This window comes from Mobiluncus curtisii subsp. curtisii ATCC 35241 (genome assembly GCF_000146285.1).
Lineage (GTDB): Bacteria > Actinomycetota > Actinomycetes > Actinomycetales > Actinomycetaceae > Mobiluncus > Mobiluncus curtisii.
This window is the reverse complement of record NZ_GL385912.1, coordinates 1127368-1144291: the sequence shown is the minus strand read 5'-3', so window position 1 is coordinate 1144291 and position 16924 is coordinate 1127368. Positions and strand designations below refer to the sequence as shown.

20 protein-coding genes are annotated in these 16924 nt (G+C 56.3%); 17 read left to right on the top strand and 3 right to left on the bottom strand.

Features of this window, described 5'->3' with window-relative positions; genetic code table 11:
- The first annotated feature begins 278 nt into the window (after nt 1–278).
- Nucleotides 279–2768, top strand: a complete 2490-nt coding sequence (locus HMPREF0574_RS05035) for a glycoside hydrolase domain-containing protein (protein ID WP_004007624.1) — start codon at nt 279–281, stop codon at nt 2766–2768.
- Here the strand turns inward: HMPREF0574_RS05035 and HMPREF0574_RS05030 are convergent.
- Both HMPREF0574_RS05030 and HMPREF0574_RS05025 read right to left on the bottom strand, forming a co-directional pair.
- On the bottom strand, nt 2759–3193 hold the full coding sequence (locus HMPREF0574_RS05030; protein WP_227469326.1) for a hypothetical protein: 435 nt from the start codon (nt 3191–3193) through the stop codon (nt 2759–2761). The two genes, HMPREF0574_RS05035 and HMPREF0574_RS05030, sit on opposite strands and share 10 nt — an antisense overlap.
- A gap of 237 nt (nt 3194–3430) precedes the next feature.
- Complete coding sequence (locus tag HMPREF0574_RS05025; RefSeq protein WP_240923141.1) at nt 3431–3967, bottom strand: ClbS/DfsB family four-helix bundle protein; 537 nt, start codon at nt 3965–3967, stop codon at nt 3431–3433.
- A gap of 70 nt (nt 3968–4037) precedes the next feature.
- Here HMPREF0574_RS05025 and HMPREF0574_RS05020 point away from each other — a divergent pair, with 70 nt between their 5' ends.
- The 8 genes from HMPREF0574_RS05020 (at nt 4038) to HMPREF0574_RS04985 (ending at nt 11426) form a co-directional block, all read left to right on the top strand.
- Nucleotides 4038–4610 (top strand): P27 family phage terminase small subunit, encoded by a 573-nt coding sequence (locus tag HMPREF0574_RS05020; protein ID WP_004007621.1) that lies wholly within the window; start codon nt 4038–4040, stop codon nt 4608–4610.
- 79 nt (nt 4611–4689) lie between these two features.
- Nucleotides 4690–5880: a methionine adenosyltransferase gene (gene metK / locus HMPREF0574_RS05015; RefSeq protein WP_004007620.1), complete on the top strand. Its 1191-nt coding sequence runs from the start codon at nt 4690–4692 to the stop codon at nt 5878–5880.
- Nucleotides 5852–7102: a site-specific DNA-methyltransferase gene (locus HMPREF0574_RS05010; protein WP_004007619.1), complete on the top strand. Its 1251-nt coding sequence runs from the start codon at nt 5852–5854 to the stop codon at nt 7100–7102. Before metK ends, HMPREF0574_RS05010 begins: the two co-directional genes overlap by 29 nt.
- The gene (locus tag HMPREF0574_RS05005; RefSeq protein ID WP_004007618.1) at nt 7099–8505 is read left to right on the top strand and encodes a DNA cytosine methyltransferase; all 1407 of its coding nucleotides are present in this window, start codon (nt 7099–7101) and stop codon (nt 8503–8505) included. The genes HMPREF0574_RS05010 and HMPREF0574_RS05005 overlap by 4 nt, the downstream gene beginning before the upstream one ends.
- A gap of 75 nt (nt 8506–8580) precedes the next feature.
- Nucleotides 8581–8763, top strand: a complete 183-nt coding sequence (locus tag HMPREF0574_RS05000; RefSeq protein WP_227469325.1) for a cell division protein — start codon at nt 8581–8583, stop codon at nt 8761–8763.
- Nucleotides 8760–9410: a hypothetical protein gene (locus HMPREF0574_RS04995; RefSeq protein WP_004007616.1), complete on the top strand. Its 651-nt coding sequence runs from the start codon at nt 8760–8762 to the stop codon at nt 9408–9410. Before HMPREF0574_RS05000 ends, HMPREF0574_RS04995 begins: the two co-directional genes overlap by 4 nt.
- A 94-nt stretch (nt 9411–9504) precedes the next feature.
- Nucleotides 9505–9792, top strand: coding sequence for an Nmad4 family putative nucleotide modification protein (locus tag HMPREF0574_RS04990; RefSeq protein WP_004007615.1), 288 nt, complete (start codon nt 9505–9507; stop codon nt 9790–9792).
- A 29-nt stretch (nt 9793–9821) separates the two neighbouring features.
- Complete coding sequence (locus HMPREF0574_RS04985; RefSeq protein WP_004007614.1) at nt 9822–11426, top strand: terminase large subunit; 1605 nt, start codon at nt 9822–9824, stop codon at nt 11424–11426.
- On the opposite strand, the gene HMPREF0574_RS04980 is transcribed toward HMPREF0574_RS04985, so the two are convergent.
- A complete protein-coding gene (locus tag HMPREF0574_RS04980) occupies nt 11396–11767 on the bottom strand; it encodes a DUF2651 family protein (RefSeq protein ID WP_004007613.1) in 372 nt (123 codons plus the stop codon). The genes HMPREF0574_RS04985 and HMPREF0574_RS04980 overlap by 31 nt on opposite strands.
- A gap of 30 nt (nt 11768–11797) precedes the next feature.
- Between HMPREF0574_RS04980 and HMPREF0574_RS04975 the strand changes: the two genes are divergently transcribed.
- The 8 genes from HMPREF0574_RS04975 to HMPREF0574_RS04940 all read left to right on the top strand — a co-directional run.
- Nucleotides 11798–13099 carry a phage portal protein gene (locus HMPREF0574_RS04975; RefSeq protein WP_004007612.1) on the top strand — a complete coding sequence of 434 codons (1302 nt, stop codon included), beginning with the start codon at nt 11798–11800 and terminating at the stop codon, nt 13097–13099.
- Nucleotides 13096–13968, top strand: a complete 873-nt coding sequence (locus HMPREF0574_RS04970) for a head maturation protease, ClpP-related (RefSeq protein WP_004007611.1) — start codon at nt 13096–13098, stop codon at nt 13966–13968. The genes HMPREF0574_RS04975 and HMPREF0574_RS04970 overlap by 4 nt, the downstream gene beginning before the upstream one ends.
- Nucleotides 13969–13982: 14 nt before the next feature.
- Nucleotides 13983–15209, top strand: coding sequence for a phage major capsid protein (locus HMPREF0574_RS04965; RefSeq protein ID WP_036324914.1), 1227 nt, complete (start codon nt 13983–13985; stop codon nt 15207–15209).
- Nucleotides 15210–15241: 32 nt separating this feature from the next.
- Nucleotides 15242–15559, top strand: a complete 318-nt coding sequence (locus tag HMPREF0574_RS04960; RefSeq protein ID WP_004007609.1) for a head-tail connector protein — start codon at nt 15242–15244, stop codon at nt 15557–15559.
- Between the two features lie 4 nt (nt 15560–15563).
- Nucleotides 15564–15902: a phage head completion protein gene (locus HMPREF0574_RS04955; RefSeq protein ID WP_004007608.1), complete on the top strand. Its 339-nt coding sequence runs from the start codon at nt 15564–15566 to the stop codon at nt 15900–15902.
- Nucleotides 15895–16332 carry an HK97-gp10 family putative phage morphogenesis protein gene (locus tag HMPREF0574_RS04950; RefSeq protein WP_004007607.1) on the top strand — a complete coding sequence of 146 codons (438 nt, stop codon included), beginning with the start codon at nt 15895–15897 and terminating at the stop codon, nt 16330–16332. The genes HMPREF0574_RS04955 and HMPREF0574_RS04950 overlap by 8 nt, the downstream gene beginning before the upstream one ends.
- Nucleotides 16329–16673 carry a hypothetical protein gene (locus tag HMPREF0574_RS04945; RefSeq protein ID WP_004007606.1) on the top strand — a complete coding sequence of 115 codons (345 nt, stop codon included), beginning with the start codon at nt 16329–16331 and terminating at the stop codon, nt 16671–16673. The genes HMPREF0574_RS04950 and HMPREF0574_RS04945 overlap by 4 nt, the downstream gene beginning before the upstream one ends.
- 13 nt (nt 16674–16686) lie before the next feature.
- Nucleotides 16687–16924, top strand: a 238-nt coding sequence (locus HMPREF0574_RS04940; protein ID WP_004007605.1) for a major tail protein, incomplete at its 3' end; no start/stop codon positions are given.

Sequence of the window (16924 nt, the reverse complement as noted above, 5' to 3'; positions counted from 1 at the left end):
CCTTGTCAGAGGTCAGCGGGCGGGGCCAACCGTGCGCAAAGTCCCCGAATCAAACAAGGTATTAACACTTCGGGCTTCGTCGGCAGTACCAGTGAGGGGTGAAATCCCGCTGAGTGTTGCTCGGTTTTCTTGCGCTTTGTCCGTCCGGATTTGGGTTTCCCAGGGACGTACAGGTGAGGGCAAAAAACTCGGAGCTTCTCATCCGGTGTTCTGGATCCCTCTCTGGCAGGTGTTCGCCTGTCTTGAGTTAACAAACTGGTTTCTAAAAAGGAGGAATCATGACAGATCAAATGGTGCTAAAAACACAGCAATGGCTCAATCGCACCTATAGGAGCAAGGCTGGATTCGGTTCAGTCGTAGAGGACGGATATACCGGCTGGGGCACGGTCAACGCTTTGATTCGGGCCCTGCAAATCGAGCTGGGTATTACGACAACGGCGAACAATTTCGGACCGGGAACTATCAGTCGCTTCCAGTCTCGGTGGCCTAACGGCATCCACCAGCAGGATGACGGTGCGCAGGAGACTTCTAATGTGTACGGCATTATCCAAGGTGCTTTGTGGTGTAAGGGATATTCTGCTGGTGCCAGCGATATCACTACGCATTTCTATAGCGGAACTGGAAAGGCCATCAAACAGCTTAAGAGCGACATGGGCATTGGTGGAGATTCCACTGTGACGCTCGACGTCATGAAAGCGCTGTTGTCAATGCAGCAATTCGTCCTGCTTCGCTCTTATGGGGGCATTTCAGCGATTCGGCAAGCACAGCAACAAATCAACCAACAGTATCGCGCTTATACCGGAATCATCCCAACCGATGGACTCTACGGTCGGGAAATGAACACTGCTCTGATTCAGGTCTTGCAAGCCATTGAAGGATTTAGCCCTGCGGAAGCCACAGGTAATTTCGGCAATGGCACCAAAGCGCGTCTAACAATAGTTACACCCAGCAATGCGGCAAGTTTACCGAAGTGGGCTTGGCTAGCTCAGGTTGCTCTAGTGTGTAACCGGATTTCTCCCGATATCTATCCTTCTGCACAAACCGCACTGTCAACGTTCGTTCCGCAATTCCAAGCAAAGTATCAGCTCCCACGAAGCGGGGTGGTCGACTCGACTACATGGATGAGCCTGTTGACCTCGAAAGGTGATCCGAATCGCGCCTGCAAAGCATGCGATACACGCTTCGAGATTACGGCTGAGCGACTCAACCTACTTAAGGCGAACGGCTATGAGATTGTGGGGCGTTACCTGACTGAGCCGAATCAGGATTCAAAAGATCCGTCTGACTATTTCAAAGCAATTCGCCCCGGAGAACTTGAACGCATCACCAACGGAGGAATGAAGTTCTTCCCGATTTTCCAGGAGTACTCAACCAAGCTTCGACATTTCACGCGGGAAAACGGCGCTCGGCACGCGACGCTCGCAAGGCAAGCAGCCCAAAGACTTGGCATTCCGGGAACGTATATCTATTTCGCAGTTGATTTCGACGCGACCGACCCCGAGGTCACAAGTCACATTCTTCCGTATTTCCAGGGTGTGCGTGGAAGCCTGGGAGGCGGATACAAAGTAGGCATCTACGCCTCGCGTAACATTTGTAGCCGCATCATTAAAGCCGGCTACGCTGGAAGCGCGTTCGTCTCGGACATGTCTACAGGATTTTCTGGCAACCTTGGCTTCCCTATTCCTGACGATTGGAACTATGACCAGTTCACTGAAATCAGTGACTACAAGGGTGCTGGTTTTGACCTAGACAGGGTCGCCTATTCAGGACAAGCAGCGGCAGTTGATCATGTTGCTCCTTCGAGTGCCGGTGGCGCTGCGCCCGACACCAGCATTGATTACACCAAGCTGGCTCCGATTGATCTGATCTGGCATTTAGAGAAACGCTTCGAAGAACTTCGTGCCAGTGGCAAGGTTGGAAAAGACTACGTTGCGGGTTCTCATGGTGCGGGAACGCGGATTGCCGTTCCGACTTGGCGTTGCATCCTCAACTATTTAGCAAAAGCCTACCTGCGTGACGGTGGTAGTGGATCTGCGGTGAATTGGTCCGTGTCTGCCGAAAGTTTCAGGAGTGCTGACGCGAGCGTACTCGAGAAGGACGCTGTAGGCAAGAAGATCATCGCTGCCTTGAATCGCTATATTGATAACACGTGGCGGCAATCCATGACCGACAAGACCGGAGAATCGGTTGATCTGGCGCATCTGGCGGCAACAACACTTGGATACACCAACTGGAATGTTATCCCTGATGCGTGGACTGGCTGGGCCGGAGACCTAGCTACTGCCATGGAGAATATTCAGAAAACACTTGAGTGGAATCCCAGTGCGAACCTGGATCAGGTGGCCACAGCTCTAATCGGTCAAGGTAACGATTACCGTCAGCATCCTGGCTTGAAGGGGCTAGTACTTGACAAGAAAAACGACAAGGGAAAATGGGAATCGGTAGGAAACAACTGTAACCGTGACGATCTCTGCTGTGACGGAGATGCCATCGTTATCGCTAACACGCTAGAAAACGGCAACGACTCCAACGCTCATCTTCTGTCAGCAACATTGCGAGAGTACTACAACAATTCCAGCAAACTTGCCAACAGATTCAAGCAGATTGGCTGGAGCTTGGGGGCGAATAATTCCACTGAGGCATATCAGAAAATAAGTGAATATGCCGACTTGGATAGCGCCGTTTTAGGATGGTTCCTGGCTGGATACGTCAAGGAAGAGATTCGTTTGACAGCTTGCCGAAAGCTAGCTGAATTCATCTACCGATAATTGATTTGGTCTTTTCCTTGGTGTGGCGCTTGGGTAAAAACGCTAAACCCAAGCGCTACACCACCAGCAACAAGAGCGCCGATGGCGGGAACGGAAAACTGGCTCAGCAGTTGAGAAAAAGAATCACTATGAACTAACGAGCCGACACCATCGAGTGAAAAGAGAAAAGCTGAGAGTCCGATAAAGGCTCCTGCTGAAAGTTGCAACGCGCGGGCAGATTGAATACCGATGAAATGCTTATTAAAAAGCAGAAGAAGAATCGTGAAACACACATACATGAGTGGCATCAATAAGAAGACCACAAAAAATCTCTGATCCTGATCCTTGCACCGTAGAAAGATGGCGGCGAAAAGCCACGCGCCGACAAAATATGCCAGAGCGGATACAAGAAACACAGATATTTTTTTGATGACCAGTCCCTTCAACTTTTCGCTACACATTTTGATACGGCAACGGCATCAGGAGTTGTATGCCCCAATAAGTTCTCATTCTACAAGAAGGGTTTCCCTGCATTGCTAAGGATAGCGCTGATCGGGCGGATGTTGCGTGAATGCAGGCACGAGGCCTGGTGCGTTGAACCCGACAGTCACGAAAAGGCGCACGGGAGCGCCTATACCAGAGGCTCCCGAGTATCTGTCTGTGGTGTACAGCGTGGTAAGAAGCTACTGGGGGGCGGCTTGGTTATGGGGTTGTTCTGGCGGCTTTCTGGTGAATGCACGGAGCTTTTTGATTGCCCATTCGTAGTGGCTTGATGTGGCTGACACGCAGTAGGAGCCGAGCGAGGTTGTGCCCGTCCACGGGAAATGCGCCTTGGTGAATAACTCCTCGTTGGTGAACTCGCCGATGAGAGCCACTACTGCGGTGTGGCTGTCAGCGAGGTTCTCGCGGATAGCCTCAAGCTCAGTGCCCTGATATTGAGTCCAAATCTCTTGGTTGAGCGTTGGCGTGGTTCGCCACGTGTGAGGAAACGGAAGAAACGGTCGAGGCTGACCCTGGCGGTTGGCGTCGACGAAGCCAAGCAACATGCGCTGCCACTCGTGCAGGTGGGCAAGGACGTCGCGCAGGTTTTTGTCCCGCGCCCAGTGGGCTTCTTTACCGATTTGAGTGATGCTGGGATCAAAATTCGTATGCTGATCGTCGGAACTCATGCCCTCAATGAGGCTGTCCAGTTTCGCATACTGCGCCTCGGCGGCATCCAATAGTTCAGTTTTCGTCTTCGGTCTCGGCACGCCACTAATTGTCTCACAGCAGGAAAGCAGATGAAAACCTATGGCGAAAGACGGAACGAACCGGGGTGGCCGCCGTGTGCGGGCAGGTGCGAAACCCGATCCGCTGAATGCGAAGCTCGCAGCTGGCCGCCCAGCCACGCGGCTTGATGATCCGCTGGGTGAGCCGTTTGACTTTGAAGGCTCAGATATCGGGGATGGTGCGGTGCTTGCTGGTGAGGTGATGCCGGAGCCTGCCGAGTATCTGTCGGAGATTCAGCGTGATGGTAAACCCCTCGGCGCTGACCTCGTCTACCGAGAAACATGGCAATGGCTCGATCAACGTGGCTGTTCCCAGTTCGTCGCACCGCGCTTGATCGAATCCTATGCGCAGGCGTTCGCGCGTTATGTGCAGTGTGAACAGGCGATCTCCAAGTTCGGCTTGCTCGGCAAACACCCAACCACAGGGGCTGCGATCGCATCCCCTTTCGTTGCTATGTCCCAGTCTTTCGGGAAGCAAGCGAACGTGTACTGGTACGAGATTTACGAGATAGTGCGCGCCACCTGCACCAGCGACTACTCAGGTTCGGCGCCGGGTGATGACGTGATGGAGCGCCTGCTGCAAGCCCGCTCCTAACACCCCTTTGATTCTCGTGTGCCTGCCCGAGATGGGTGGGCACTTTTCTATGTCCCGATTCTTTGGAAAGTGAGTGTGTATGTCTGTTACGAAGACTGCTGAGGCCGTGTGTATCGGCCATCCCGATAAGCTCTGTGATTTGATCGCTGACACGATCCTTGACGATATCCTCTACGAGGATCCTGCTGCCCGCGTTGCAGTAGAAGTGATGGCATCTGGCCGCAGGATCATTGTGACTGGCGAGATCACTTCGAAGGTTCGTCCGCGTATTCGTGAGTCGGTGCGTTACGCGCTGGTGAAGGCGGGTTATGTGCCGTGGAAGTTCCTCGTTTTCGTCTGGACACGCCGCCAATCCCCAGACATCAACGCAGGAGTTTCCAAGTCCTTGGAGGCTCGCTTCGGAGACACGAGTGAGTTTGCGTTGCAGGGCGCTGGCGATCAAGGCACCGTCTACGGATACGCCACCAACGAAACCCCGCAGCGTTTGCCATTGCCGCTCGTACTCTCGCATGAGATCTGTGGGCGTCTTGATGACGCCCGCAAGGACGGCACGATCAGCGGTATCAAGTCCGATGGTAAGGCGCAGGTGACGGTTCGCTACGACGCCGCCGGACAACCCGTAGCAGTCGAAACCGTGGTGGTGTCGATCCAACACGACGCTACGAAGACTCTGGACGAGCTTGCGGCTGAGGTCAAAACACTGATCGTCGCACCCGCGTGTAAGCCGTATCTGCCAATTAGCGCTGACACCGAGATTCTGGTGAATCCCTCGGGCTTGTTTACGGTGGGTGGTTCAAAGGCAGACACGGGGCTCACTGGTCGCAAGCTGATGGTCGACACTTACGGCGGTCTCGCCCCACATGGTGGTGGGGCGTTCTCGGGTAAGGACGCGTCCAAGGTTGACCGCTCGGGTGCGTATATGGCGCGTCTGATAGCCAAGACTATCGTCGACTCCGGTCTTGCGCAGGAATGCCAGGTCGCGATTTCCTATGCGATTGGGAAGGCTGATCCGGTCGCCTTCACCATCGACACGCTCGGCAGTGGTGAATACTCCGACAAGATCCTGACCGAGGCTGCGCGTGAGGTGTTTCCGCTACGCCCAGGAGCGATCATTGACGCTTTGGGGTTGCGAGCACCCGGCTACACCCGCTACTCGACCTACGGACACTTCGGCCATGCCGGTTTGCACTGGGAGAACTCGTTCGCTCACGTCGACGCATTAAAGAAGGCGGTGACCACACATGCTCATGAAACCAATGCCCATCAGTGAACTCAAGCCCGCTGACTACAATCCGCGTAAAGACCTCCAGCCTGGCGATGCCGAATACGAGAAGCTCAAGCGATCCTTGACCGAGTTCGGCTACGTCGAACCCGTCATCTGGAACTCCACCACTGGCAACATCGTCGGTGGACACCAGCGTTTGAAGGTGCTCGAAGATCTCGGCCACACGGACGTGGACGTGATCGTTGTTGAGCTCGATGAGACCCGCGAGAAAGCACTCAACATCGCGCTCAACAAGATCAGCGGCGAATGGGACAACGACAGACTTGCCCTCCTCATCGCCGACCTCGATGCTTCGGATTTCGATGCTGAACTCACCGGTTTCGACGACGCCGAAATCCAGCAGTTGATCGGCTCCTTGGATGAGAACGAGGTTGAGGACGACGACTTCGACCTTACCGCCGCACTCGAAGCATCCGCGTTCGTGGAGCGTGGGGATATCTGGACGCTTGGCCGTCACCGACTCGTGTGCGGCGACGCCACCAGCGTCGAGGACGTCGAGTTGTTGATGGATGGTAAACGTGCGAATCTTGTGTTGACTGATCCGCCATATAACGTCGCCTTCGAATCAGGATCCGGATTGTCCATCAAGAACGACAAGATGGATGGCGATAAGTTCTACGATTTCCTGCTATCAGCGTTTTCGAACATGGTGGGCGTGTGTGAGAAGGGCGCGTCCGCGTATGTGTTCCACGCTGACACTGAAGGCTTGAACTTCCGCCGCGCCTTCGTTGAGGCAGGCTTTTACCTGTCGGGCTGTTGTATTTGGGTTAAAGATTCCCTCGTATTGGGACGTTCCCCGTATCAGTGGCAGCACGAGCCGGTGCTATTCGGGTGGGTGAAGACGGGTAAGCACAAGTGGTACGCCGACCGGAAACAAACCACGATCTGGAACTTCGCCAAGCCCCGCCGTAATGCTGACCACCCGACCAGCAAGCCGCTGGATTTGTTGGCGTATCCGATCGGGAACTCCACGCAGGCCAACGCGATCGTGCTCGACACCTTCGCAGGCTCAGGCTCCACACTCATGGCAGCTGAGGCAACCGACCGCATCTGCTATTGCATGGAGCTTGATGAGAAATACGCGAGCGTTATTTTGCGCCGTTATGCCGAACATACAGGGGACGCTGCCGGGATTACTTGCCTGCGAGGCGGCAAGGAATACGCGTATTTGGATTTGGTGCGCGATGTTGAGGGGGGTGAACCGTGAGTGAGTTGACGTTGGGTTCCTTGTTTGATGGCTCGGGTGGTTTCCCTCTCGCAGGTATTCAGGCGGGTATTCGTCCTGTGTGGGCGAGTGAAATCGAGCCATTCCCGATTCTCGTTACGACCCGCCGTCTGCCGCAGCTCACTCATGTGGGTGATGTGACCACGGTCAACGGGGCTGATGTTGATGCGGTGGATGTGATCACGTTTGGTTCTCCCTGCCAAGACCTATCCGTTGCAGGTAAACAAGCAGGCCTGGCGGGTGAACGCTCGGGTCTGTTCTTTCATGCTGTACGAATTATTGACCAGATGAGGAAAGCAACCCATGGAATGTTTCCACGCTACGCGATCTGGGAGAATGTCCCTGGCGCGTTCTCCTCACACAAAGGATCCGATTTCGCCACCGTCCTTACCACGCTCACGCGCATCGTCGACCCGAGCACGCCTGATATGCCTGTCCCTGAGGGTGGATGGCCGTACGCGGGATGTGTCATGGGTGAGGGATTCTCACTGGCATGGCGTGTACTCGATGCGCAACATTTCGGCCTCGCCCAACGACGCCGCCGCATCTACCTTGTCGCAGATTTTGCAGGCCGATCCGCACCCGAGATTCTTTTTGAGCCCGCGAGCTTGCCAAGGAATCCTGAATCGTGCGGCACGCAAGAACAAGACCATGCCCACACCCCTGAAGCAAGCCTTGGAGGCCGTAGCAGCTCGGTGATGTTGTTGGATCATCATCCGCAGGACTCGAGGTTGACCGTTAACTCCTCGGGGGTGGTGCAGACGCTGACTGCCCGGATGGGCAACTCACCCACCAACGTCCCCATCCTCCTCGACGCCCCAGAAGAACGCAGGGTGTTTGGCCTGAATTCGATCCACCAGTCCCGCAGCGGTGGCGGCCACTACGGCTACGAAGCGGAAGTGTCGAAAACCCTCGACTTGAAAGGCGGGGAGCCGACCTGCAATCAGGGCGGCATGGTCATCTTGGAGCCCGTCTATGCCGCATCCAAGGCCGACTATTTCACCCGCGTCACCAAGGATCAGGCAGGTGCGCTGCTGGCCACGGATTACACCGATCCGCCCATGGTCGCCAGCTCGTCGCTGTGCCCCAGGCGGTTGACGCCGGTCGAGTGTGCCCGGTTGCAGGGGTTTCCTGACGATTGGTGTGACGGTCTTGCTATCGAGGATCCGACAAGCGAGGACATCGAGTATTGGACGGGCATTTGGGCTACCTGGAACTTGGCGCGCGGCGTGAAACCACGAACCGCACGCCAAGTCACTACTTGGTTGGAGAATCCAACCAGTGATAGTGCCCAGTACAAGTTGTGGGGTAACGCGATCGCTTTGCCCGTTGCTCGCCACGTCCTTGAAAGACTGAAGAATTTTGCTCGCGCAGGGACTGGATAAGCACTCGCACCTATGGCTGTATGTACATGACCAAACAAACCCCGACAAGGGGGAAACATGAGATGGAGGATGGTCATGAGTGATCTACATATCGAGATCAGCGAGATGCTGGAGGCAGGCATCAACATCTGGGACATTGAAGAAGCCCTCGACATTGCACGAAAGTGGAACTTCTCCCTGGTTGCCGGTGCGATCGAACACGACCCGCATGGCTATCTGCGACTGGTTGATTCTTGGTTTGAACAGGTGACCCGATGACCACGATCGAGTTTACCCCGAACAAGGCTGGGCGTAAGAAACTCGCCGAAGTCATCGCGGAACATCTTGGCGTGAAAGCCAGGTATGCTGGCATGCCCACCTTTGACTATCTGATTGGTGAGGCGCGGTTGGATCGGGACTGGGTGCTCCACCTCCCAGACAACGCAGACGGCGACGCGATAACCGACGCCGCGAGCGCGGCCGGGTTTGCGCCTGCGGGTGAGGTTTACGGACTCACGCTCACATTCCCCACGACCAGGTGGGACGAGGCCACAGGCGCGAAGCTCGACGCCCTGCTCGCCTCCAAGGGAGCACTCATCGCTAAGGCACTGGTTATTCCTGCTACGCCCATGGCGATCGATGAGGCGGAAGGGACCGTTGAGTTTGCCTGGTTTGACCAGCTCCCAGATGCGGAGGTGATTGAAGCGGTCAGCGTGCTGATTCAGCTCATGATCGAGCACGCGAAAACCGCCACGAGAGTCTCCGCGAAGCCTGCCAAGACAGGTGGAAATGACAAGTATGCGATGCGCTGCTGGTTGCTGCGCCTGGGCATGATCGGCGACAACTACAAGCACGTGCGCCGAGTCCTGCTAGCGAATCTGGAAGGCAACGCAGCATGGAAAACCCTGCCCAAATCCGACCACTGAGTTCCTTGCGGAGAACCGGCGAAAAGCGACTGGATAACCGCGCACACCTATGGCTGTATGTACATGATCGAACAAGAAATAAAGGAGCGAGGTCATGAATACCAGCAAGGTCACGATGGAGCAGCTGCAGATCGCGACCGACAGCTACGGCACGGTTATCGCCTACGGAGACTTCGTCCTCGCCTCGGCATACCGGCACCTGGGCAAAGGCCGGATCGGAAACGACGCCCGCGTCTACAAACTCGCCGAGCAGCCCATCCCTGGCTGGGGATCGGACGCCCGCAGTTTCATTGAATGCGAACTCGCCCTGGTTGCTGAGGCTGAGGAACTGTTCGAAGACGCCGGCCACGCCATCGCCTGGGCGCTTGCCCACACCAACTAACCAGCACAGGAAGGAGCCTGAAGGGCGTGATGCGCACTCTCGACACCTACACGCCGACCCGATTCATGGCCACAGGCTCACGCTACGACAAGCGTAAAGCCGACTTCGCGGTCGCGTTCATCCAAGCCTTAAAGCACACCAAAGGCCGCTGGTCAGGCAAGCCCTTCCAGCTCATCGACTGGCAAGAGCAAATCATCCGCGACCTGTTCGGCACTGTCAAAGAAGACGGCTACCGCCAATTCACCACCGCCTACGTCGAGATACCCAAAAAGATGGGCAAAAGTGAGCTCGCCGCCGCAATTGCGCTACTACTCACCTGCGGGGATGGTGAAGAACGCGCTGAAGTGTATGGGTGCGCGGCTGATCGCCAGCAAGCATCCATTGTGTTTGAGGTCGCAGCGGACATGATTCGCATGAGTCCAGCGCTGTCCAAACGCGTCAAGATTCTTGCCTCGCAGAAGCGGATCATCTACAAGCCCACCAACTCCTTCTACCAGGTGCTGAGCGCGGAGGCGTATTCGAAGCACGGGTTCAACATCTCCGGCGTTGTCTTCGACGAACTCCACACCCAACCCAACCGTGCCTTGTTCGACGTCATGACGAAAGGATCAGGCGACGCGCGCACCCAACCCCTGTACTTCCTCATCACGACAGCGGGTACCGACACGCATAGCATTTGTTATGAGCAACACCAAAAAGCCCAAGACATCCTAGATGGCAAAAAGCACGACCCCACGTTCTACCCGGTGATCTATGGGGCGGCGCAAGATGATGATTGGACCGACGAGGACGTGTGGCATAAGGCTAACCCGAGCTTAGGGATCACTGTCCCGATCGAGAAAGTCCGCCAAGCCTGCACGAGCGCGAAACAAAACCCAGCCGAAGAAAACACATTCCGCCAACTTCGCCTCAACCAATGGGTCAAACAAAGCGTGCGGTGGATGCCCATGCACATCTGGAACCAAAACTCAGCACCCGTCGACCTGTCAGATTTGGAAGGACGCGTGTGTTACGGCGGCCTCGACTTGGCTTCCACGACGGACATCACTGCTTTCGTTCTCGTATTCCCACCCTACGGGGACGATGACAAATATACGGTCGCGCCATGGTTTTGGATACCCGAAGACAACCTCAAACTAAGGGTTGCCCGTGATCACGTGCCCTACGACCTGTGGCAACAGCAAGGCTTCCTACAAACCACTGAGGGCAACGTCGTCCACTACGGCGCAATTGAAGCCTTCATCGAGCAACTCGGTGAACGCTTCGATATCCGCGAGATCGCATTCGACCGGTGGGGCGCAGTCCAAATGAGCCAAAACCTTGACGAAGCAGGTTTCACGGTTGTTCCGTTTGGGCAAGGCTTCAAAGACATGAGCCCACCATCCAAAGAACTCATGAAACTCGCTTTAGAGGGAAAACTGGCACATGGCGGGCATCCAGTGCTTTCGTGGATGGTAGACAACATTCACGTCCGCACCGACCCAGCAGGAAACATCAAACCCGACAAACAAAAGAGCACCGAGAAGATCGACGGCGTCGTCGCAACAATCATGGCCCTCGACCGCGCCATCCGAAACGGCACCGGGCACGTCAGCGGCAGTGTTTATGACGAACGCGGCCTACTCGTGCTGTGAGCACGCTCATGGATGAACGCGCCGATGCCTGCGCCGATCAGTCCCAAGATCGAGTAGGCGACGCCGTAGATGAGGGCTGAATCGTTGTAGTACACGAACAGTGTGGTCAAGAACCCTGCGAACGGGGCCAGTAGCCACCACCAGCCGAACCCGTGGCGTGCCCCATCGATAACGCTCAAAACGATGGTGAGTAGTGGAAACGCGAGGAAGAGCAACGCGATGAACCACTTGGCGTTGGGATCGCTCAGCCTGCTGATCCACATGGAAATGAGCGGCAACAACCAAAATGCCGCTAGCAGGACACTCATCAGTGCCCACGACTGTTTTGAGGGCGCTTTCATATTCCAATTCTACATGTGAAAGGACACCGCATGAGTTTTCTGAATTGGCTGCGTGGCGACACCACCCGCTCCGCTGACGATCACGCGATCAGCTCTGGCTACAGCTTTTTCTTCGGGGCAACGAGCTCTGGCCGTCCGGTGACAGAACGCAGCGCGATGCAAATGACCGCCGTCTACTCATGCGTGCGGATTTTGGCTGAAGCTATCGCGGGTCTGCCGTTGCATGTTTACCAGCAGAGCAGTGATGGGGCGAAGGTGAAGGCGCTCGACCATCCCTTATACCGGCTGTTGCATGATGAGCCGAACCCTGAAATGACATCCTTTGTCTTTAGGGAAACTCTGATGACGCATTTGCTTCTTTGGGGTAATGCGTTCGCCCAAGTGCTGCGCAACGGTAAAGATGAAGTGATTGGTTTGTATCCGTTGATGCCGAACCGGATGATGGTGGGGCGCGACGAGGCTGGGCGACTCTATTACGAGTATCAGCGCACCTGGGACGAACCAGCTGGACGCTTCGACACGGTGCGACTCTCGGCGCGCGAGGTGCTGCACATTCCAGGGTTGGGCTTTGACGGGCTGGTTGGTTATAGCCCGATTGCGATGGCAAAGAATGCCATCGGCCTCGCCCAAGCAACAGAAGACTACGGCGCATCGTTTTTTGCTAACGGTGCTGCACCTGGTGGTGTGTTGGAGCATCCGGGAACGATCAAAGACCCCGCGCGCGTTAGGGAGTCCTGGCAGTCCACGTTCGGCGGAGCCCGGAACGGCAACAAGATCGCCGTGTTGGAAGAGGGCATGAAATACACGCCCATCTCCGTCAGCCCAGAACAAGCTCAATTCCTTGAAACGAGGAAGTTTCAGATCAACGAAATTGCTCGAATCTTCCGCATACCCCCGCACATGATCGGCGACCTCGAAAAATCCTCGTTTTCCAATATTGAGCAGCAGTCGTTGGAGTTTGTGAAGTACACGTTGGACCCGTGGGTGATCCGGTGGGAACAGGCCATCACCAAAACACTCCTCAGCTCGCGTGAAAAACCTGGCGTGTATGTGAAGTTCAACCTCGAAGGCTTGCTACGTGGGGATTACGAATCCCGAATGAATGGTTATGCGGTGGCAAGGCAAAACGGCTGGATGAGCGCCAACGATATCCGCGAACTAGAAAACCTCGATCGCATCAGTCCCGAGGCTGGCGGCGACCTCTACCTCGTCAACGGGAACATGCTCCCGCTCAGTCTCGCAGGTGCATACGCGCAGACAACCGGGTCTGAATCGGAGCCTGAACCGGCTGAGGAACCTATGAGTGAATCTTCTGTAAGGAGGAGGATATGAGACGTTTTTGGAACTGGCTCACACCAGAGCCATCAACTGACCCGGACGCAGATGCAGTCCGGGTTTTGCGCATTAGCGGCACGATCGCTGAAGAATCCTGGTTCGATGACGACATCACACCCAGCATCTTCGCCAGCGAGTTGAACGCTGGGTCGGGGCCGGTGACGATCTGGCTCAACAGCCCGGGTGGTGATGTGGTGGCTGCGGCGCAGATCTACAACATGCTCATCGACTACCCAAGCCACGTGACCGTCAATATCGACGGGATCGCCGCATCGGCCGCGTCCGTGATCGCAATGGCCGCATCCACTGTTGCCATGTCGCCGGTGTCGATGTTGATGATTCATAACCCGGCCACCATGGCGGTCGGCGATAAGGACGAACTCGCACGCGCCATGTCGATGCTTGATTCGGTCAAAGAATCAATCCTGAATGCATATCAGGAAAAGACGGGCATGAGTCGGGCGAAGCTGTCCAAGCTCATGGACGCTGAGACGTGGATGGATGCGCGGGCTGCGATCGACATGGGTTTCGCCGACGAACTCCTCACCAACCAACGCGACCCAATGTTTGCGATTGAGCCGGACAACGAGCCGGATGACGATGAGGACGAGGCCGAGTCACCAGACGAACCCGACGAAGACGACGAGGATGAAGATCCGAAGCACCCTCCGTTCCCGCCCAAGAACGCGGATCTTGGTGTGGTGTTCTCCCGCCGCGCATCCGAACAAAAGCTCGTCGCACATCTGACCGCCACATCTCCGCCGTCGAAGCTGGTGCGACCACCACGCCCCGCCATTCAACCCGCCGTGCCTGTTGGTCGGCGGGTTTGTGATTTGTACGCCGAACTAGTCAATCAACCCCACTGAAAGGACCAACACTTATGACAACCTCTATGACTGTTTCTGACCTTCGCACCAAGCGCGCAGATGTTTGGGAGCGCGCGAAGGCTTTCCTTGACGAGCGCCGCGACACCACAACTGGCTGTCTGTCTGCTGAAGATGATGCGCAGTATGCGAAGATGGAAGCCGAGATCGATCGTCTCACCAATGAGATCGCCCGCTCCGAACGAGCACTGCGCCGCGACGCCGACCTCGCCAAGGCAACCAACACGCCGCTCACCTCCATGCCCGGCATGGATCCTGATGATGAAGCCAAGCCGACTGCACCGCGCGCGACCGCCTCGTACAAACGGGCGTTTTGGGACGCGATGCGGCTCAACGCTTCTCCGATGGAAGTCCGCAACGCACTGTCTGAAGGCGTCGATACTGAGGGCGGCTATCTGGTGCCGGACGAGTTTGAACGCACCCTGATCTCCTCACTGGAAGATCAGAACATCATGCGCTCCTTGGCGAAGGTCATTCAAACCACTTCAGGGGATCGCAAGATCCCGGTCGTTTCCACGCATGGCACTGCCGGGTGGCTCGATGAAGGTAAACCCTATACCGAGTCGGATGAGGCCTTCACGCAGGTCACGCTGTCGGCGTTTAAGCTCGGCACCTTCCTCAAAATCAGCGAGGAGCTGCTCAACGACGCCGCGTTTAATGTCGAGCAGTACCTGGCGGCGGAGTTTGCTCGCCGTATCGGAGCGGCCGAAGAAGAAGCCTTCCTCACCGGGGACGGAAAAGGTAAGCCCACCGGCATCTTCGCAGCGACCGGGGGCGGTGAGAAGGCTGTGACCACGGGCAAGGCGAGCGACATTACCGCTGATGAGCTCATCGACCTGCACTACGGTTTGCGTGCTCCGTATCGTAAAAACGCGGTGTGGCTGATGAACGACTCCACCGTGAAAACCATCCGCAAGCTCAAGGACGGCAACGGCCAATATCTGTGGCAACCCGCCCTGACAGCAGGAACCCCAGACCTTGTCCTTGGCCGCCCAGTCCACACGAGCACCTTCGTGCCTGAAATCAAGGCTGGTGCCTCGACGGTGGCTTTCGGTGACTTGTCGTATTACTGGATCGCCGACCGACAAGGCCGATCCTTCAAACGCCTCAACGAACTGTTCGTCACCACCGGACAGGTCGGCTTCCTAGCCTCGCAGCGACTGGACGGCAAACTCGTCCTACCCGAGGCCGTGAAGCTGCTCACCCAAAAGGCCGGAGCATAACAAACCCCGCACATGGAGAGGAGGTGGCCGCAATGACCACAACAGAGCTTATCGATCAGGTGAAAGCGAACCTGCTCATCACTTTCAACGATGACGACAAGCTGATCGGCGCGCTGATCAATGCGGTCACCTCCTACGCCTGCTCCTTCCAACACTTGCCCGAAAACCACTACGAAACACACGAGATGTCTGGGGCAACCAGGCAGGGCATCGTGATGCTCGCTTCTCATTTCTACGAGTCGCGTGATGGTTCCACGGCAGGATTCTGGTCCGATAAGCCAGATGCGGCGCGGGCGGTATGGAACGCCGTCAACAACCTGCTACGCCTAGATAGGGATTGGAAGGTGTAGACCGATGGCATCTCTTGGATCCATGACCACCATCATCGACCTTATACAGCCAACGGTTATCCGCGATAAGGCGGGGTTCACCACCACACGCGACGAAGTACGAGCAACAGTGCGGGCGCAAATCGAGGTTCGGCACGCCAGCGGAGCGTGGGTGAACCGCGCCGCGTACTCACAGGCCGATGTCCTCTTCCGCATCAGATCTTTTCCCGGACTGTCCGTGACCACGAATATGCAGATCAGCGGCTCAGACGGGCGGTATGTGATTGACGCCGTCGAGTTGATCGGCCGTTACGTGGAGATTCTTGCCCACCAGACCACGCCCGAAGGAGAGGCCCATGGCTAGAGTGCAGATCCGCCTGCCCAACGCGTTCATTGATTCCCTTGACGCTGCCAGCTGCGTGCTCGAAACCTTGGCGGATGAAGTGTTGGAGGCGGGAGCCGCGGTGGTGGAGCCGCGCATGCGAGCAAACCTCACGAGCGCGATCGGACGCTCCACCAAGAATCCCTCGCGGTCAACAGGACAACTACTCGCAGCGTTGGGCACAAGCTCGGTGAAGGTGAACGCGAAAGGTGATCACAACATTAAGGTCGGCTTCGCTGAGAACCGCCGAGACGGCAGAGCGAATGCGTTGATCGCCAACGTCCTCGAACACGGACGCTCCAACCAGCCCGCACGCCCGTTCCTTGCACCCACTAGGTCGCAAACCCGGCGTGGTGCAATCGAAGCCATGAAGGCGGCGCTCACCACGCGGATTGAGCAGGTTAAACCATGACCGCACTCCTCGAACAACTCACGAACATCGCTGACAAGCTCGGGATGCCGTTCGAAGTCGGTCTCTATACGGCAACGCCAGCACCAGATACGTATCTGGTGGCAACCCCGCTGACAGACATGTTCGACGTGTTCGCCGATAACCAACCCAGTATAGAGGTTGAGGAAGTTCGCCTCGCACTCTTCACTCGCAGCAACTATCTCGACCTGCGCAACCGCATCACCCGCGCCCTGCTCGACACTGGACTGACGATCACTGCCCGCAGCTATGTCGGCTTCGAAGCGGATACCGGATTCCACCATTACGCGATAGACGTCGCAACCCACCACACCTACACATGAAGGAGCATTACTCATGGCGACTATTGGTTTGGACAAGCTCTACTACGCCACCATCACCGAAAACCCCGATACGGGTGAGGAGACCTACGCCAAACCCAAACCGCTGGCCAAAGCGATCTCCGCAGAACTGAGTGTTGAGGTTGCTGAAGCGATCCTGTATGCCGATGACGGGCCGAGTGAGATCGTCAAGGAATTCAAATCCGGAACCCTCACCCTCGGTATCGATGACCTGGGTGGTGAAGCAGCCGCAG

Excerpts from the sequence above, each read along its gene's own strand:
- HMPREF0574_RS05035 (WP_004007624.1), top strand. The coding sequence starts at position 279 with ATGACAGATCAAATGGTGCTAAAAACACAGCAATGGCTCAATCGCACC.
- HMPREF0574_RS05020 (WP_004007621.1), top strand. The coding sequence starts at position 4,038 with ATGGCGAAAGACGGAACGAACCGGGGTGGCCGCCGTGTGCGGGCAGGT.
- metK (WP_004007620.1), top strand. The coding sequence starts at position 4,690 with ATGTCTGTTACGAAGACTGCTGAGGCCGTGTGTATCGGCCATCCCGAT.
- HMPREF0574_RS05010 (WP_004007619.1), top strand. The coding sequence starts at position 5,852 with ATGCTCATGAAACCAATGCCCATCAGTGAACTCAAGCCCGCTGACTAC.
- HMPREF0574_RS05000 (WP_227469325.1), top strand. The coding sequence starts at position 8,581 with ATGAGTGATCTACATATCGAGATCAGCGAGATGCTGGAGGCAGGCATC.
- HMPREF0574_RS04995 (WP_004007616.1), top strand. The coding sequence starts at position 8,760 with ATGACCACGATCGAGTTTACCCCGAACAAGGCTGGGCGTAAGAAACTC.
- HMPREF0574_RS04990 (WP_004007615.1), top strand. The coding sequence starts at position 9,505 with ATGAATACCAGCAAGGTCACGATGGAGCAGCTGCAGATCGCGACCGAC.
- HMPREF0574_RS04985 (WP_004007614.1), top strand. The coding sequence starts at position 9,822 with ATGCGCACTCTCGACACCTACACGCCGACCCGATTCATGGCCACAGGC.
- HMPREF0574_RS04980 (WP_004007613.1), bottom strand. The coding sequence starts at position 11,767 with ATGAAAGCGCCCTCAAAACAGTCGTGGGCACTGATGAGTGTCCTGCTA.
- HMPREF0574_RS04975 (WP_004007612.1), top strand. The coding sequence starts at position 11,798 with ATGAGTTTTCTGAATTGGCTGCGTGGCGACACCACCCGCTCCGCTGAC.
- HMPREF0574_RS04970 (WP_004007611.1), top strand. The coding sequence starts at position 13,096 with ATGAGACGTTTTTGGAACTGGCTCACACCAGAGCCATCAACTGACCCG.
- HMPREF0574_RS04965 (WP_036324914.1), top strand. The coding sequence starts at position 13,983 with ATGACAACCTCTATGACTGTTTCTGACCTTCGCACCAAGCGCGCAGAT.
- HMPREF0574_RS04960 (WP_004007609.1), top strand. The coding sequence starts at position 15,242 with ATGACCACAACAGAGCTTATCGATCAGGTGAAAGCGAACCTGCTCATC.
- HMPREF0574_RS04955 (WP_004007608.1), top strand. The coding sequence starts at position 15,564 with ATGGCATCTCTTGGATCCATGACCACCATCATCGACCTTATACAGCCA.
- HMPREF0574_RS04950 (WP_004007607.1), top strand. The coding sequence starts at position 15,895 with ATGGCTAGAGTGCAGATCCGCCTGCCCAACGCGTTCATTGATTCCCTT.
- HMPREF0574_RS04945 (WP_004007606.1), top strand. The coding sequence starts at position 16,329 with ATGACCGCACTCCTCGAACAACTCACGAACATCGCTGACAAGCTCGGG.